We start from the raw sequence: 15,227 nt of genomic DNA, 5'->3' as shown, positions 1-15,227 counted from the left end.
CTGCCGCACGGCTCCGGCAGCGTCGCGGCTTTGCGGCAGGTACCGAACGGCCTGAGCGTGTTTAGCGACTACGCGCCTCTTTCATACCAGTCTTTGCTGGCGTTCACGATGCGAACAACCAGCAGCATGGCGGGGACTTCAACCAGCACGCCGACAACAGTGGCCAGCGCCGCTCCGGAATGAAATCCGAACAGGCTGATGGCGGTGGCCACCGATAGTTCAAAGAAGTTGGACGCGCCAATCAAAGCGGACGGGCAGGCCACGCTATGCTTTTCTCCGACGAGCCGGTTGAGCCAGTAGGCCAGGGCGGAGTTAAAGAACACTTGGATCAAAATGGGGACCGCCAGCAAGGCAATGACTAGCGGCTGCTTCAATATCGCTTCGCCCTGAAAGGCGAAGAGCAGAACCAAGGTTGCGAGCAAGGCGGTGATAGACCAAGGGCCAATCTTGCTCATGGCGGCATCGAAAGCCGCCTGCCCCTTGGCTAGCAGCGCCTTGCGCCATAATTGCGCCAGGATGACCGGAATCACGATGTAAAGCACGACCGATACCAGCAGGGTGTCCCATGGCACGGTGATCGCGGAGATGCCGAGCAGGAGGCCGACGAGCGGCGCGAACGCCACAACCATAATGCTATCGTTCAGGGCGACCTGGGACAGCGTGAACAAGGGGTCGCCATTGCTCAGCCGGCTCCACACAAAGACCATGGCGGTGCAGGGCGCGGCGGCCAGCAGGATCAGTCCGGCAATATAACTGTCCAGTTGTTCCGCCGGGAGCATGTCTGCAAATAGGTTGCGAATGAACAGCCAGCCCAGAAACGCCATGGAGAACGGCTTAAGCAGCCAATTCACCACCAGGGTCACGCCAATGCCGCGGACATGATGGCGCACTTCGTGCAGCGCGCCAAAATCGACTTTGACCAGCATGGGAATGATCATCACCCAAATCAGTAAACCGACGGGCAGGTTGACCTGGGCGATTTCCAGCTTGCCGATAGCCTGGAATAGCTGCGGCAGCGTTTGTCCCAGCGCGATTCCCGCGATGATGCAAAGAAAAACCCAGAGGGTCAGGTAGCGTTCAAACCTGCTCATCGACGCCGGGCCGTCCCGGCGAAGAGCGGCGTCGCAAGGGGTAGACAAAACAATTCTCCTTTTTCAAACGTGCGGGCTGATCGGGATTTTGCGATTGCCTTGATCGGGGCAGCCGCTTGGCCGCGCGCTGATGGCTTGCGTGGTCATGGCCGTCATGCCGCCTGGCGCTTTGCCTTCAGGGCAGCAAGCCGCCGATACGATCCAGTTCCGTTTTCAGGCGCGCGGGGTCTTGTTGCAGCTCGGCCAGCGGCAAAGCCAGGAAGGCTTCGATCCGGGTGCGCAGAATGCGGTAGGCCGCCATGAAGGCCGCGTCGATTTCCGCGTCGGAGCCGGTGGCCTGGGCGGGATCTTCCACTCCCCAGTGACTGCGCAGCGTCGGCCCCAGGTAGGCGGGGCAGGTTTCGCCGGCGGCGCCGGCGCAGACGGTGATGACGATGTCGGGGGTGGCTGGCAGATTGTCCCAGGATTTGCTGCGGCAGCCCTCGGCAGCCATCCCTTCGCGCCTCAATAGCGCCAGCGAGCGCGGATGCACTTGCCCTGTGGGTTGGCTGCCCGCGCTCATGGCTTTCCAGCCGGCCGGCGCCAGGTGGTTGAAAACGGCTTCGCCCAGGATGGAGCGGCAGGCGTTTCCGGTGCACAGGAAAAGCACGTTCATGGGGTCAGTTTTCCGTTTCAGTTTTGGATGATGGGGGCAAGGCGGCTTCGGGGCAGCATGAGTCCGCACGCATGTCGACGCATTGCTCCGGATGGCCGGCGCAGCACTCTTCGGTCAAATAGGCGATCAATTCCAGCATCAAGGTCAAATTGGCGCGATAGCGCTGGTAGCGTCCTTCCTGCTCCACCGAAACCAAGCCTGCATGGCTCATGCCCTTGAGGTGAAAGGACACATTGTTGGGAGGAAGGTTGAGCGTGCCGGCGATTTGGCCAGCCACCATGCCTTCCAGTCCTTGCCTGACCAGCAAGCGGTAAATGTCGAGCCGGATGCTGGAAGACAGGGATTCGAAGATTTGGGTCGCGGTTGTGTTTTTCATGGTTCAACTATACAAGAATTATTGAAATAATGTCTAGATCCATTATCATGGCCTGCGTTCCGCTCACCCTTGTGAGGCCGCAACGCGGGGTCCGCACAGGGGGATTGACTCGTTATCTGCAGGAGGCCGCTATGTTCATCCATTCCCCCGATTTGCCCAATGTCCGGGCTGATCTATTTGAAAGCCCGTCGTATTCGCCGTTGTCTGCGGTGCCCGCATCCAAGCATGCGCCCCGCTTTTTACTGCTGTACGGCTCGTTGCGCGAGCGTTCATACAGCCGTTTCTTGGCTGAGGAGGCGGGCCGTTTGTTGCTTGCGATGGGGGCGGAGGTCAGGATGTTCGATCCCAAGGGTTTGCCCTTGCCGGATGAGGCTCCGGACAGTCATCCCAAGGTGCAGGAGTTGCGTGAGTTGGTCTTGTGGGCCGAAGGCATGGTGTGGTGTACCCCGGAAAGACATGGGGCGATGACGGGCGTCATGAAGACACAAATCGACTGGATTCCGCTGTCCGCTGGGGCCGTTCGTCCCACTCAGGGCAAGACTTTGGCGGTGCTGGAGGTGTCCGGCGGTTCTCAGTCGTTCAATGCGGTCAACCAACTGCGCATTTTGGGACGCTGGATGAGGATGCTGACCATTCCAAATCAGTCCTCGGTGCCCAAGGCTTTTCTGGAGTTCGACGAGGGAGGCCGGATGAAACCGTCAGCCTACTACGACCGGGTGGTGGATGTGATGGAGGAGTTGATGAAGTTCACACTGTTGACCCGCGATGTTTCTCCCTATCTGACGGATCGTTACAGCGAGCGTAAGGAAAGCGCCGAAGCCTTATCTCTGCGGGTGAGCCAACATAGTATTTAGCCGCCGGGGTGCGGCGGCCCGTAGACTGTTCAAGTAGCCGCCAGACAGGGCGCCGCTGGACGACGCCCTGTTGAGGCTTACTTCACGCTGACGCCGCTGAACTGATAATCGCCAAAGGGGCTGATCTTGAAGCCGTTCACTTCCTTGCGCATCGGTTGATTGATGATGGAGTGGGCGATGGTGGTCCACGGCAGATCGCGCTTGAAGAGGGTTTGCGCCTGCGAGTACAGCTTGGCGCGCTCGGCCTGGTCGTTCAGGGTGCGGGCCTTGATGATCAGCGCGTCGAACTCCTTATTGCAGTAGCGCGAGTAGTTGGAGCCGTTCACCGCCTCGCAGCTGAGCAGCACGCCCAGGAAGTTGTCCGGGCTGGCGTAGTCGCCGGTCCAGCCCATCAGGCCGGCGTCGTGCTCGCCGCGCTTCATCCGCTTCAGGTATTCGCCCCATTCATAGGACACGATCTTGGCCTTGACGCCGATCTTGGCCCAGTCGGACTGGATCATCTCCGCCATCAGTTTGGCGTTGGGGTTGTACGGCCGTTGCACCGGCATTGCCCACAAGCTCAGCTCGAAGCCGTTGGGGTAGCCGGCCTTGGCCAGCAGCGCCTTGGCGGCGGCCACATTATAGGGCGCGTTCTTCAGGCTCTTGTTGTAGGACCACAGCGAGGACGGGAAGGGGTTGCTGGCGGCCTGGCCCTGGCCCTGGTAGACCGCGTCTATGATGGCCTGGCGGTTGATCGCCATGTCCAGCGCCTGGCGCACCTCGCGCTTCTGGAACTGCGGCTTGTCCAGGTTGTAGCTGAGGTAGCCGATATTGAAACCGGGCGCGGTCAGCATTTTCAGCTTGGGATCGGTCTTCATCACCGCCAGATCGCTGGGGCGCGGATAGGACATGATCTGGCACTCGCCGGCCTTCATTTTCTGGTAGCGCACCGAGGGATCGGTGGCGATGGCGAACACCAGATTGTCCACCTTCACCGCACTCTTGTCCCAGTAAGCCTTGTTGCCGGCGTAGCGGATCTGGGCGTCCTTCTGGTAGCGCTTGAAGATGAAGGGGCCGGTGCCCACCGGTTTCTGATTGATGTCGGCGGCGCGGCCGGCCTTGAGCAGCTGCTCGGCGTATTCGGCGGACAGGATGGAGGCGAAGGGCATGGCGATCTTGATCGCCAGGTCGGCGTCCGGCGCTTTCAAGACGAAGCGCACCGTCTGCGCGTCCACTTTTTCCACGGCGCTGACGTTGCTGGCCAGGCCGGTGTCCACCGCGTAGGGGAATTCCGTGTTGTAGGCTTTGCGGAAGGGGTGGTTCTTGTCGAACATGCGCATGAAGGTGAACACCACGTCGTCGGCGTTGAAGTCGCGCGTCGGCTTGAAATAGTCGGTGGTGTGGAACTTCACGCCCTGGCGCAGCTTGAAGGTGTAGACCTTGCCGTCCGGCGAGGCGCTCCAGGAGGTGGCCAGGCTGGGAATGGCCTTGGTCGAGCCTTTCTCGAAACCCACCAGGCGGTCGAACAGCGCGTGGCCGGCCGCGTCGAAGGTGGTGCCTGAGGTGAACTGGGCGGAGTCGAAGCCGTCCGGGCTGGCTTCGGAGCAGTAGACCAGGGTGCCGGCGGCCTGGACGGAGACGGCGAAAGCGGCGCAGCAGGCCGCGGCCAACAATTGCGGTTGGATCTTTCTCATTGCTATTTCCCTATTTGCAGAGCGGTGAAGGGCGCGGACGCCTTCTTCATGAGTGCTTGGCAGGCCCTTGGGGGCTTTCTATTTGTTCATCTGTCCGATTCCCGCCGTTTTGGCGGCCCGGCATGCGTTTGGGATGCCCGTTTGATGCCGGATTCAAGCGACTAAGGCGGGAACGGAAGACCCTGCCAGCATATAGAATGTTGCCCCGGCGTCAATCGTGCGCTGCGGCGTAAGCGCGCCCGCATTTGAGATTTTCGTTTCGACGAGCTGGGCGCATTTTTAAGAATAATATTTAAAAACAGTTATTTGTGTCAGTTTTCAGGCGTTTCTGCATTGCGGCGGCAGGCATAAGATAGGGAGGCCTGCAAAAGGGCGTTTTTGTTTTCTCTTAAGCCAAGGAGAGCCAAATGCAAGCCAGCACGCAAGAAGCGGTGGTTGTGGTCAAACCCCGCAATCCGCGTCCGGTCCTGGTGCCGGTCCACTTGTAATCGGGTAGGAACGGGGCCGCCGTTTCAGGCGCAAAGCCCTGGGCCGATCCGGATTCCGCGCCGCCGGCTTGCCGGCGGCCGCGCTCATCTTTAAGAGGAGACTCCTTTGTGTCCCATCCGTCCGATCTTCGTTTTTGCCTGAACGGCGATGTGATTTCGCAATCGCCGCTGGTGGTCAAAACCGCCGGCGACGAGGAATTGGAGATTTCCGCAGGCCTTGCCAGCACGGAGGAGGTCAGCGCGCTGATGGCGCGCCTGGCCGGCGGCTGCAGCCAGCGGGACGCGGAGCGCCTCCTGCCGCGCCAGTCCGCCGACGAGGTGCGTCGTTTGCTGGTCAGCCTGGAAAACTACGGCGTGATCCGCCCGCTGGCGCCGGCGCGCGGCAAGACCGGGCTGGAAGTGCTGCTGGAGGTGGAGGACCTGTCCAACCGCCTGCTCTACCAGACGCTGTACCGCAATCCGTTCTGGACCCATTGCCAGAACGCCAGCCAGCCGGGGGATATTCCGGAGCGGGTGTTCCACGGCATGGTGATAGAGAACTATCACTTTTTGTTCCGCGAAAGCTATTTCGACGCGCCGGTGCTGTCCTATGTGCCCAATACCCAGGCGCGGCTGGCGATGAACGCCTTCTTCGCCGAGGAGTACGGCCACGACGAGCTGCTGCTGCAGGCCTTGAACCGCATCGGCATCAGCCGCGAGGACCTGGCGCACGCCGTGCCGCTGCCGCAGACCATGGCGCTGTGCAACGCGCTGGCCTATTGGTCGCACAACGATCCGCTGTTCTTCTTCACCACGCTGGGCATTTTGGAAGGTAAGGACATCCGTCAGGACTCCTTCCTGGACGCCGCTTACCGGCTGGGCGTGGACGCGGATTTCCTGCGCCCGGTGAAGGCGCACTCGGACATCAATCTGAAGGGCGAGCACGGCAGCCTGACCCGCAAGATCTTCGCGCAGATCCCGGTGGTGGATCAGGAAACGGCGCGACGCCTGCTGGCGCAAACCCATTTGTTCGTCGAGCTCTACGACGCTTTCTACAGCGCGGTCTGGCGGCACTATCTGCACGCCGACACCTTGCTGCGCCGCATCGAGCATTATTGAGGAGGCATTATGCACGGCCCCGGCACCCATGATCTGTTTCGTTACCCGGCGCTGCGGCCCGGGGTGGAAATCCAGCCGCAGGACGGCGGCGTGGCCCTGCTGTACCGCGAGCAGTCCTGCGATCTGCAAGTGGCCGACGAAGGGCGGCTGCAATTGCTGGCCCTGCTGGACGATCTGCAGCGCGCGCCGGCCAGCATGTCGGCGCTGCGCGCCGCCCATCCGGAATTGGCGGGGACGATTCCCGGCCTGCTGGAGGAGTTGGACCGCCTGGGCCTGGTGACCGAGGCCAGCTTCGAATTGCCGGACGACGCGCTGTCCGGTTGCGAGTTCAACACCCGGCTGCGCAATCTGGCGCAAAGGGCGATGCGCAAGCGCGGCCATTCCCGGCTGTACGGCATGCTGTCCGACGGCAGCGCGCCGCGCAATGTGCTGATCGGCTACGCGCTGGAGTATTACTACCTGGTGCGCGCGGCGCCGGGCCTGATCGCCTCCGCGCTGTCGCACGCGGACAGCCGGCAGAACCAGCGCAGCATCCAGCGCTTCCTGGTGTCGGAGCTGGATCATGATCAGATGCTGGCCGAGAGCCTGGCCAGCGTGGACATGGAAGTGGAGGGCCTGGACCATCTGCAGCCCCTGCCGTCCACCTTCGCCTTGTGCGCGGCCTTGGGCGTGTTCGCGCGTCAGCATCTGCTGTCGTTCAAGAGCGTGTTGTTTCTGTTCGAAATGCCCGGCGACGAGTTCAACCGCGCGCTGGTGCGCTGTTGCGAACGCGCCGGACTGGACAAGGGCTTCTGGGAGCCGCTGCTGCGCCACGCCTACCTCAACGATACGCTGGGGCACGACGACATCACCTCCGAACTGCTGCAGGACATCAGCGCCATCAGTCGCGAGGAGCAGCTGGTGGTGGAGAAAAACCTGGTGCTGACCATAGAAACCATGGCGCTGCAGGACGAGGAAATCGTCGATTACTACAGCCGGCCGGACGCCTTGATGCCGCGGCTCTATTTGTAATCCCCCGCAGTAGTCCTCGAGACGGCAGCCAAGGAGAGAACGATGGAAGCCTGGCAAGTCACCCATTATCGCGCGCCCCACCTGGTGCCCTTCAGCGCCCATCTGGCCGACGACGGCCAGACCGTGGTGCTGGCGGCGGACGCCAAGGAGTATGAAATCCAGTTTTCCGGCGTGGACGGCGGCCGGGTGCTGGACAGCGTGCTGGCGATGGCCAATCCGGACGCGGAAATCTGGTTCGACATCCACGCCGGATCGGCGCCGTCCTGGCAGCTGTCGCTGGCGGAACAGCTGGACGCGCTGTCGCTGATCCGCGACGCGCCGGCGGACCCGGCGGCGCTGGAGCGGCAGCGCCGGCAGTGGGAGGCGCTGAGCCGCCGCTGCGTGGACAAGCTGTTGGCGGCCACCGCCGGCGCGGCGCGCGGCGCTTACGCGCCGGTGGTGCTGAACATGCTGCGCCTGCTGGACGAGCCGGCGCCGCAGGCCGACGCCTTTTGCATAGACGAGGCGGGCGCGCCGGAGTGGCGCGACAATTTCGCGCTGCAAACCTTCTATCTGCAAAAGCTGTACCTGGCCGACAATCTGCCGCAGGCGCTGACGCTGTGGCGGCGGGTGCTCAACGGCTTCGCCGACGGGGCCGGCTTCGTCGGGCTCAGCCGCCGCGAGGCCGGCGCGGCGGAGATGCCGGCCAGCGAGGGCTTTTACTGCCCGGCGCATCTGGAGGCCTATGCGCTGTGCCTGGTGGATCTGCTGCTGCTGGCGCCCAAGCCCGAGGCGCGGCGGCGGCTCCTCTGCCGCGAGCCGGCCTCGGCGGTGGACAGCGGCGTCAACTTCATGCGCCGCGCCGAGCAGTTTGCGCTGGACGGCCTGGCCGAGCTGGGCGAATCGCGCTATGTGCGCAGGGTGAACGCCGACGACGCCGGCTTCGGCCCCCTGGTGCAAGGCCTGTTCATCGAGCAATACCACGTCACCCAGCGCTTCGTGGAAATCATCGCGCCGCTGATGACCAAGCGGCTGCGCAGCCCGCTGAAGCAACGGGTCTACCGTTATTTCCAGGAGGAGCTGGGCCACGAAGTCTACGAGCGCGCCACCTGCGAAGCGCTGGGCGTGCCGCCGGCCTGGCTGGACCAGGCGCTGCCGCTGCCCTTGTTCCAGGCCTATGTCGACGCCTTCACCGTGCTGGGCCGTTACGACCCCATCGGCTATCTGAGCTCCATCATGGTCACCGAGGGCATGTTGGGCGTGGATAATCCGGTGCACGAGCGGCTGGAGTCGCTGGTGGAGTTCCGCGCCGATTACCAGCGCGTGGCCAAGCGCCACGACGATTTGAATCTGGAGCTCAACCACGCCGCCTTGTCCCGGCTGTTCTTCCGCGAAATCAGCGCCTTGTCGCCGCGGACGCAGCAGCGCGCAGAGGCCAATCTGGCGTACCTGCTGGAGCTCAATCTGCGGGCGATGGACCAGGTGGCGGACTTCTACGGTCCGCAGGCGCAGCTGGCCGTCTGCTCGCTGGACGGCTATGCCGTCGCCGGCTGAACGCGCGGCGACGCAAGCCGCCTACGCCGCCAGCGTCAATCCGGCCTGGCTGGAAACGCTGAAGCAGTGCGGGCTGGACGCCCGGCCGCTGGAGGCGGAGGGCGCTTGGCTGCGGCTGGAGGACGGCCGGCGCTGGCTGGACTTCGTCGCCGGCTACGGCGCGGCGGCGCTGGGACATCGCCCGCGGGCGCTGCTGTCCGGCCTGGCGGAAGACCTGTTCGATCCGGCGCCCAATCTGCATCCGCTGGGCTTTTCCGGCCTGGCCGGCGATCTGGCCGCGGCGCTGCTGACGCTGGCCGGCTTCGCCGACGGCAAGGCCCTGTTCGCCAGCACCGGCGCGGAGGCGGTGGAGGGCGCGCTGAAGCTGGCGCGGATGGCCGGCGGCCGGCGGCGCGCCTTGAGTTTCGACGGCGGCTTTCACGGGCTGACCCTGGAAGCCACCGAACTGGCCGGCGGCGATTTCTGGCGGCAGGGCCTGCCGCGGCGCGAGGACTGCGCGGTCTTGCCCTGGGGCGATCTGGCCGCGGCGGCGGCGGAGCTGGCGCGCGGCGACGTGGCCGCGGTGCTGCTGGAGCCGGTGCAGGGCAGCGCCGGCGCGCGTGCCTGGCGCGGCGAGGATCTGGCCGAGCTGGCCGCCTTGTGCCGCCGCCACGGCGCGCGGCTGATCTACGACGAGGCGCTGTCCGGCCTGGGCCGCTGCGGCGCCTGGTTCGCCTATCAGGCACTGGGCGCGCCGGCGCCGGACCTGCTGATTGTCGCCAAGGGCCTGAGCGGCGGCGTGCTGCCGGTGTCGGCGCTGCTGTTCCGCCAAGACATTTACCAGGCGGTGTTCGCCCGGCCCGGCTGCGCCAAAATCCACGGCTCCACCTTCGGCGGCAACCGGCTGGCCTTGAGCTGCGGCCTGCGCATGCTGGAGCTGTTGCGCCAGCTGGACGCGCCGGCGCGGGCGCGGGAGAGCGGCAGGGCCTTGCGGCGGCGTTGGCGGGAGGCCGGGCTGGAGGGCTTCGAGTTGGAGGGCCAGGGCCTGATGCTGGCGCTGCGCGCCGGTCCGGCGGCGCAAGACCGGCTGGGCGAGGGCGCCGCTGGCCTGCTGTGGCTGCAATTGCTGCAAGAAGGCGTGCTGACGGTGCCGGCGGCGCACGACGCCGCCGCGCTGCGCTTGCTGCCGCCCTTGAATGTGGCGGAAGCCGAGTTGGACTTTTTCCTGGAAGCCTGCCGGCGCGCCATCGCCGCGCTGGAACAAGAGGCGACGACATCATGAAGATACGACACGTATTGCTGGCGGTGCTGGTGGCGGCCATCTGGGGCCTGAGCTTCATCGTGGTGAAGATAGGGCTGACCGAGTGTCCGCCGCTTTTGCTGGCGGCGCTGCGCTTCGTGGTGGTGTTCGCGGTCGGGGCCTGGTGGTTCACGCGGCCGTCCTTGCCCTGGCGCTGGTATCTGCGCGCCGGGCTGTGCCTGGGCGTGATCCAGTTCGCCGGCCTGTTTTCCGCCATCAAGCTGGGCATGCCGGCCGGCATCGTGTCGGTGCTGGCCCAGTTGCAGGTGTTCATCACCTTGCTGCTGGCCAGTCTGCTGCTGGGCGAAACGCGCTCCCGGCTGCAAAAGGCGGTGATGGCGCTGGCGTTGCTGGGCGTCTTGCTGCTGGGCTACGCCCGTTACCAGGACGCCTTGCCCTTGCTGCCGCTGGCGCTGGCCTTGATCGGCTCGGCCGGCTTCGCCTGGGGCAATGTGGAGCTCAAGCGCGCCGGCAAGGTGGACATGTTCGCCTTCACGGTGTGGATGAGCCTGGTGCCGCCGCTGCCCCTGCTGCTGCTGTCCTTCGCGCTGGAGGGCGGACCGGCGGCGGCCTGGAGCGCCGTGGCCGGCTTCGGCTGGACCGCCACGCTGGCGCTGTTGTTCCTGGCCCTGGTCGGCACCCTGTTCGCGCTGGGCAGCTGGGGCAAGCTGCTCAGCCTGTATCCGGCCACGCTGGTGGCACCGTTTTCGCTGCTCAGCCCGGTTTTCGGCCTGCTGGGCGGCTATTGGATCCTGCATGAACATTACGACGCGCTCAGCATCGTCGCGTCGGCCTTGATCGTCGCCGCGCTGGCCTTGAACACTTACGCCGGCAAACTGGACGCCGCGCGCGGCTGGCTGGCCGTCCAACTGAACAAGAGGACCGCGCCGCGATGAAGGAGGCAGAACTGGAGATTTCCACCGACAAGCACCGGCTGGACCTGGCGCTGATCCACGCCTTCTTGCACGATCACGCGCCCTGGGCCAAGGGCATTTCGCGCGCCACGGTGGAGCAGGCCATCGCCGGCTCGCTGTGCTTCGGCGCCTATCTGGACGGGCGGCAAGTGGGCTTCGCCCGCGTGGTGACCGATCTGGCCACCTTCGGCTATCTGTGCGACGTGTTCGTGACGCCGGAGCACCGCGGCCGCGGCTATGCGCGGCAGCTGATGCGCGGCGTCGCGGCCGAGCCGGCCTTGGCCCGGCTGCGTCGCATCGTGCTGGTGACCTCCAACGCCCACGCGGTCTACCGGCCCTTCGGCTTCGCCGCGCTGGAACACCCGGAGCGCTATATGGAGCTGCACCGGCCGGATGTCTACCAGGGTTAGCCGGTCAGCGCGTCCAGAGACTCCGGCAAGACCTGGCCGCCGTCCACGATCAGGGTCTGGCCGGTGATGAAGCCCGCCTCTTTGCTGGCGAAGAACAGCGCGGCGTTGGCGATGTCGTCCACGCTGCCCAGCCGCCGCAGCGGCACCGCCGCCGCCATCTTGTCCAGATAGTCCTCGCCCAGCTCGCGCAGCCCCTCGGTCAGCACATTGCCCGGCATCACCGCGTTGATGGTGATGTCGTCGCGCGCCAGCTCCAGCGCCGCGCTGCGCATGAAGCCCAGTTGCGCGGCCTTGCTGGCGCCGTAATGGCTCCAGCCGGCGTAGCCGGTGACCGGGCCGGTGATGGAGGAGGTCAGGATCACGCGGCCGTACTCGGCCTGGCGCAGATAGGGCAGCGCCGCCTGCACGCAAAGGAAGTTGCCGCGCACATTGGTGTGCTGCACCTGATCCCATTCCTCCGCGCTCATGCTCTCCAGCGGCGCGGACGGGAAGATGCCGGCGTTGCAGCACAACACGTCCAGGCCGTTGGACGCGGCGGTGTCCGCCAGCAGGCGGGCCACGTCTTCGGGACGGGCCACGTCGGCGACGCGACCGACGGCGTTCAGGCCGTCGGCGCGCAGGCGGGCCAGCGCGGCGTCCAGCTTGTCCCGGCTGCGGCCGCTGATGGTGACGCGCGCGCCGGCGCGGGCGAAGGCCCGGGCCAGGCCCAGGCCGATGCCGGCGGTGCCGCCGGTGATGAGAACGTTTTTGTCTTGAAGCGGGGTCAACATGATGAATCTCCTTGAGGGGGATGGCGATGTCGATGGCGTTAGCGCAGCTCGGGATGGCCGCGCAGCCGCTCCGCCATCAGTTCGATGAAGGCGCGGGTCTTGGCCGAGGCCAGCCGGCCTTCCTGATGCAGGATGTGGATGGGCTGGCTGGCGTCGTCGTATTCGGCCAGCAGCGGCAGCAATTGGCCGGCGGCCAATTGCGGCGCCACTTGATAAGACAGCAGGCGGGTGACGCCGAGTCCGGCCGCGGCGGCGGCGATGGCCGCCTCGTTGTTGCTGACGGTGAGCCGGGGTTTGAGGCGGACGCTCTGCGGCTTGCCGCCGTCGCTGAAGCGCCATTCGTGGCAGGAGCCCACGCCGCGCGAGGCGATCAGCGCGTGGCGCTGCAAATCCGCCGGGGTGAGCGGAACGCCGCGCTCGGCGAGATAGGCCGGCGACGCGCAGACCACCCGCCGCACCTGGCCGACGCGCAGGGCGCGCAGATTGGAGTCCGGCAGTTCGCCGATGCGGATGGCCACGTCCACGCCTTCTTCCAGCAGATTGACCACCCGGTCCAGCAGCAAGGCGTCCACCGTCACCTCGGGATGGCGGCGCAGGTAGTCGTTGATGCCCGGCATCACGTAGCGCAAGCCGAACAAGGCCGGCGCGGTGACGGTCAGCAAACCGCGCGGCGGCGCCTTGCCGCCGGAGGCGGCTTCGTCCGCCTCGTCCGCGGAGGCGATCACCCGGCGCGCGTCCTCCAGATAACGCTGGCCGGCCTCGGTGACGCGAACATGGCGGGTGCTGCGGTTGAGCAGACGGGCTTGCAGCCGCGTCTCCAGCGCCGCCACCGCGCGCGTCACCGCCGGCGGCGACATGCCCAGCTTGCGCGCCGCGCCGGCAAAGCTTTCCGCTTCCGCCACCGCGATGAATACGGTCATCAAGTGCAATCTATCCATGTTTTTTGCCGTGATTGTTGCAATGGGCGAAACAGAGCATTGTGGGCCGGGGGCGGGAGGGCGGCAAGTGGCCGTTGGGACGGCGCCGCGCGCGTTCCTTATAGGGCGGAGCGGCGGAGCGCGGCCGGCTTATCCATTTGGTTTGACGTGAACGGAAAGAAATAAAGCGTTTTCAAGGCCTTGTCCTTATCTGTCAAGTGCGGCGAAGTACATTAGAAAATTTGCATGTTCGATACAAACAGTGTTATAACTTATTAGGTTTTTCATCAGGCGCACACCGCGCCACTCAAAATCGACGGTTTCGCGCCGTCGAGCCTCGCCTTAAACGCACCTCATGTCCGGCCCGCGCCGGACGTCTATTTACTGGCAGCTCTCTAGTTGTCGCGATCATTACAGCGGATCGCCGTGGCCTTGCCGGCCATTGCTTTCGCCAAGGAGGACGCAGATGCACAAAAGAGCGTTTAGCAAGCGCAGCATGATCGGGCTGATCCTGGTCGCCGTAGCGGCGGCGGGATTGATTTACGGTGTAAGCCCAGCCGTATGGACCGAGTACCGGGAAGATCTGATCTACCTGGGCCGGCAGCATCTCTATCTGGTGGGCGTCTCCATGGCGCTGGCTCTCGCCGTGGGCCTGCCCAGCGGCGTGCTGCTCAGCCGTCAGCGGCTGCGGGGCAGCGCCGAGCACTGGATGCAGATTTTCAATATCGGCAACACCCTGCCGCCCATGGCGGTGCTGGCGTTGGCGATGGCCTTGGTCGGCATCGGCGACGCGCCGGCCATCGTGGCGCTGTTCCTGGCGTCCTTGCTGCCCATCGTGCGCAATACTTACGCCGGCCTGGCCGGCCTGCAGCCGGCCTTGCTGGAGGCCGCCGACGCGCTGGGCATGACCCCGCGTCAACGGCTGTGGCGGGTGGAGCTGCCCAACGCCTTGCCGGTGATTCTGACCGGCGTGCGGGTGGCGCTGGCGCTGAACGTGGGCACCGCGCCGCTGGCCTTCCTGATCGGCGCCAGCAGCTACGGCGAACTGATCTTCCCCGGCATCTACCTGAACAACCACACCGCGCTGCTGCTGGGCGCCGGCGGCACCGCGCTGATCGCGCTGACGCTGGACCTGACGCTGGCCGGCCTGGGCCGCCTGGCCGCCGCCCGCGGCCTGGCCTGATTCGAACCCCCTTGTCGCCCGTTCCGGCGGGCGCTCGCACGGAGGACCCCTATGACAAAAGCACTTTCCTTTTCGCCCTGGCGTCGGCTGGCGCGCCGCGCGCTGACGCTGGCGGCCTTGCTGACCGCCGCGCCGGCCTTCGCCGCCGGCCTGGTGCTGGGCAGCAAGAACTTCACCGAACAGCATCTGCTGTCCGACATCACCACGCAGTACCTGGGCAGCAAGGGCTACCAGGTCACGCAAAAGCCGGACCTGGCGACGGTGATCCTGCGCAACGCGCTGGAAAACCGCCAACTGGATCTGGTGTGGGATTACACCGGCACCGGCCTGATCATCCATCACGGCATCCAGAAAAAAATGAGCAACGAGGAGGCTTACGCCACGGTCAAGAAGCTGGACGAGCCCCTGGGGCTGATCTGGCTGAACCCGGCTCCGCTCAACAACACGTATGCGCTGGCGATGAAGCGCGTGCGCGCCGAAGCCGAGGGCGTGCGCACGCTGTCCGACCTGGCGCGGCGGGTCAATGAAAACAACGGTTCGTCCAAACGCTGGCAGCTGGGCTTCGACATGGAGTTCGCCGGGCGGCCGGACGGCCTCAAGCCGATGCAGCAGCTGTACGGCATGGAATTGAGCCGGCCGCAGATCCGCCAGATGGACCCGGGCCTGGTTTACAACGCCATCCGCGACGGCTTCGTCGACGCCGGCCTGGTCTACACCACCGACGGCCGCGTCAAAGGCTTCGACCTGGTGGTGCTGCAGGACGATATGGGCTATTTCCCGGCTTACGCCGCCACGCCGGTGGTGCGCCGGGACACGCTGGAACGCAACCCCGGCCTGGCCGAGGAACTGAACAAGCTGGCCGCGCTGCTGGACAACGACACCATGTCCGAGCTCAACGCCAAAGTGGACATCGAACACCGTCCGGTGAAGGAAGTCGCCAGCGAATTCCTGCGCCAGCGCGGCCTGATCTAAAGG

At 65.3% G+C, this 15,227-nt stretch carries 15 protein-coding genes; 9 read left to right on the top strand and 6 right to left on the bottom strand.

From position 1 onward, the window contains the following. Positions 1-68: 68 nt before the first annotated feature. The 3 genes from arsB to JC616_RS12140 form a co-directional block, all read right to left on the bottom strand. Positions 69-1,139: an ACR3 family arsenite efflux transporter gene (arsB, locus tag JC616_RS12150; RefSeq protein WP_449727705.1), complete on the bottom strand. Its 1,071-nt coding sequence runs from the start codon at positions 1,137-1,139 to the stop codon at positions 69-71. A 127-nt stretch (positions 1,140-1,266) separates the two neighbouring features. Further along, the gene (locus tag JC616_RS12145) at positions 1,267-1,746 is read right to left on the bottom strand and encodes an arsenate reductase ArsC (RefSeq protein ID WP_227103214.1); all 480 of its coding nucleotides are present in this window, start codon (positions 1,744-1,746) and stop codon (positions 1,267-1,269) included. Between the two features lie 4 nt (positions 1,747-1,750). Further along, a complete protein-coding gene (locus JC616_RS12140; RefSeq protein ID WP_227103213.1) occupies positions 1,751-2,122 on the bottom strand; it encodes an ArsR/SmtB family transcription factor in 372 nt (123 codons plus the stop codon). Between the two features lie 131 nt (positions 2,123-2,253). Between JC616_RS12140 and arsH the strand changes: the two genes are divergently transcribed. Then, positions 2,254-2,976, top strand: coding sequence for an arsenical resistance protein ArsH (gene arsH / locus JC616_RS12135; RefSeq protein WP_227103211.1), 723 nt, complete (start codon positions 2,254-2,256; stop codon positions 2,974-2,976). Positions 2,977-3,053: 77 nt separating this feature from the next. Here arsH and JC616_RS12130 read toward each other — a convergent pair whose 3' ends face one another. Next, positions 3,054-4,649 (bottom strand): ABC transporter substrate-binding protein, encoded by a 1,596-nt coding sequence (locus JC616_RS12130; protein WP_107799037.1) that lies wholly within the window; start codon positions 4,647-4,649, stop codon positions 3,054-3,056. A gap of 596 nt (positions 4,650-5,245) precedes the next feature. Here JC616_RS12130 and JC616_RS12125 point away from each other — a divergent pair. The 6 genes from JC616_RS12125 to JC616_RS12100 are packed head-to-tail and all read left to right on the top strand — an operon-like array spanning position 5,246 to position 11,382. Continuing rightward, positions 5,246-6,235 (top strand): iron-containing redox enzyme family protein, encoded by a 990-nt coding sequence (locus JC616_RS12125; RefSeq protein WP_199225850.1) that lies wholly within the window; start codon positions 5,246-5,248, stop codon positions 6,233-6,235. A 9-nt stretch (positions 6,236-6,244) separates the two neighbouring features. Continuing rightward, a complete protein-coding gene (locus JC616_RS12120) occupies positions 6,245-7,246 on the top strand; it encodes a hypothetical protein (RefSeq protein ID WP_107799038.1) in 1,002 nt (333 codons plus the stop codon). Positions 7,247-7,288: 42 nt separating this feature from the next. Then, entirely contained in the window at positions 7,289-8,779 is a 1,491-nt protein-coding gene (locus JC616_RS12115) for a hypothetical protein (RefSeq protein WP_227103209.1), read from the top strand. Continuing rightward, positions 8,763-10,040, top strand: coding sequence for an aspartate aminotransferase family protein (locus JC616_RS12110; protein ID WP_227103207.1), 1,278 nt, complete (start codon positions 8,763-8,765; stop codon positions 10,038-10,040). Before JC616_RS12115 ends, JC616_RS12110 begins: the two co-directional genes overlap by 17 nt. Beyond that, the gene (locus tag JC616_RS12105; RefSeq protein WP_227103205.1) at positions 10,037-10,954 is read left to right on the top strand and encodes an EamA family transporter; all 918 of its coding nucleotides are present in this window, start codon (positions 10,037-10,039) and stop codon (positions 10,952-10,954) included. The genes JC616_RS12110 and JC616_RS12105 overlap by 4 nt, the downstream gene beginning before the upstream one ends. Continuing rightward, on the top strand, positions 10,951-11,382 hold the full coding sequence (locus JC616_RS12100) for a GNAT family N-acetyltransferase (RefSeq protein ID WP_227103203.1): 432 nt from the start codon (positions 10,951-10,953) through the stop codon (positions 11,380-11,382). The genes JC616_RS12105 and JC616_RS12100 overlap by 4 nt, the downstream gene beginning before the upstream one ends. Here the strand turns inward: JC616_RS12100 and fabG are convergent. Together fabG and JC616_RS12090 are read right to left on the bottom strand one after the other, a co-directional pair. Further along, the gene (fabG, locus tag JC616_RS12095; RefSeq protein WP_107799043.1) at positions 11,379-12,152 is read right to left on the bottom strand and encodes a 3-oxoacyl-ACP reductase FabG; all 774 of its coding nucleotides are present in this window, start codon (positions 12,150-12,152) and stop codon (positions 11,379-11,381) included. The genes JC616_RS12100 and fabG overlap by 4 nt on opposite strands. A 38-nt stretch (positions 12,153-12,190) precedes the next feature. After that, a complete protein-coding gene (locus JC616_RS12090; protein ID WP_227103202.1) occupies positions 12,191-13,090 on the bottom strand; it encodes a LysR family transcriptional regulator in 900 nt (299 codons plus the stop codon). Between the two features lie 445 nt (positions 13,091-13,535). Here JC616_RS12090 and JC616_RS12085 point away from each other — a divergent pair, with 445 nt between their 5' ends. Next, on the top strand, positions 13,536-14,252 hold the full coding sequence (locus JC616_RS12085) for an ABC transporter permease (RefSeq protein WP_107799045.1): 717 nt from the start codon (positions 13,536-13,538) through the stop codon (positions 14,250-14,252). A 51-nt stretch (positions 14,253-14,303) separates the two neighbouring features. Further along, a complete protein-coding gene (locus JC616_RS12080) occupies positions 14,304-15,224 on the top strand; it encodes a glycine betaine ABC transporter substrate-binding protein (RefSeq protein ID WP_227103200.1) in 921 nt (306 codons plus the stop codon). Positions 15,225-15,227 lie beyond the last annotated feature (3 nt).

The sequence above is a fragment of the Chromobacterium rhizoryzae genome, from assembly GCF_020544465.1.
Lineage (GTDB): Bacteria > Pseudomonadota > Gammaproteobacteria > Burkholderiales > Chromobacteriaceae > Chromobacterium.
This window is presented reverse-complemented; position numbering and strand designations above follow the sequence as displayed.

What these genes read in the sequence shown, in the direction of transcription:
- JC616_RS12145 (WP_227103214.1), bottom strand. Translation starts at nt 1,746, where the DNA reads ATGAACGTGCTTTTCCTGTGCACCGGAAACGCCTGCCGCTCCATCCTG.
- JC616_RS12140 (WP_227103213.1), bottom strand. Translation starts at nt 2,122, where the DNA reads ATGAAAAACACAACCGCGACCCAAATCTTCGAATCCCTGTCTTCCAGC.
- arsH (WP_227103211.1), top strand. Translation starts at nt 2,254, where the DNA reads ATGTTCATCCATTCCCCCGATTTGCCCAATGTCCGGGCTGATCTATTT.
- JC616_RS12130 (WP_107799037.1), bottom strand. Translation starts at nt 4,649, where the DNA reads ATGAGAAAGATCCAACCGCAATTGTTGGCCGCGGCCTGCTGCGCCGCT.
- JC616_RS12120 (WP_107799038.1), top strand. Translation starts at nt 6,245, where the DNA reads ATGCACGGCCCCGGCACCCATGATCTGTTTCGTTACCCGGCGCTGCGG.
- JC616_RS12115 (WP_227103209.1), top strand. Translation starts at nt 7,289, where the DNA reads ATGGAAGCCTGGCAAGTCACCCATTATCGCGCGCCCCACCTGGTGCCC.
- JC616_RS12110 (WP_227103207.1), top strand. Translation starts at nt 8,763, where the DNA reads ATGCCGTCGCCGGCTGAACGCGCGGCGACGCAAGCCGCCTACGCCGCC.
- JC616_RS12105 (WP_227103205.1), top strand. Translation starts at nt 10,037, where the DNA reads ATGAAGATACGACACGTATTGCTGGCGGTGCTGGTGGCGGCCATCTGG.
- JC616_RS12100 (WP_227103203.1), top strand. Translation starts at nt 10,951, where the DNA reads ATGAAGGAGGCAGAACTGGAGATTTCCACCGACAAGCACCGGCTGGAC.
- fabG (WP_107799043.1), bottom strand. Translation starts at nt 12,152, where the DNA reads ATGTTGACCCCGCTTCAAGACAAAAACGTTCTCATCACCGGCGGCACC.
- JC616_RS12090 (WP_227103202.1), bottom strand. Translation starts at nt 13,090, where the DNA reads ATGGATAGATTGCACTTGATGACCGTATTCATCGCGGTGGCGGAAGCG.
- JC616_RS12085 (WP_107799045.1), top strand. Translation starts at nt 13,536, where the DNA reads ATGCACAAAAGAGCGTTTAGCAAGCGCAGCATGATCGGGCTGATCCTG.
- JC616_RS12080 (WP_227103200.1), top strand. Translation starts at nt 14,304, where the DNA reads ATGACAAAAGCACTTTCCTTTTCGCCCTGGCGTCGGCTGGCGCGCCGC.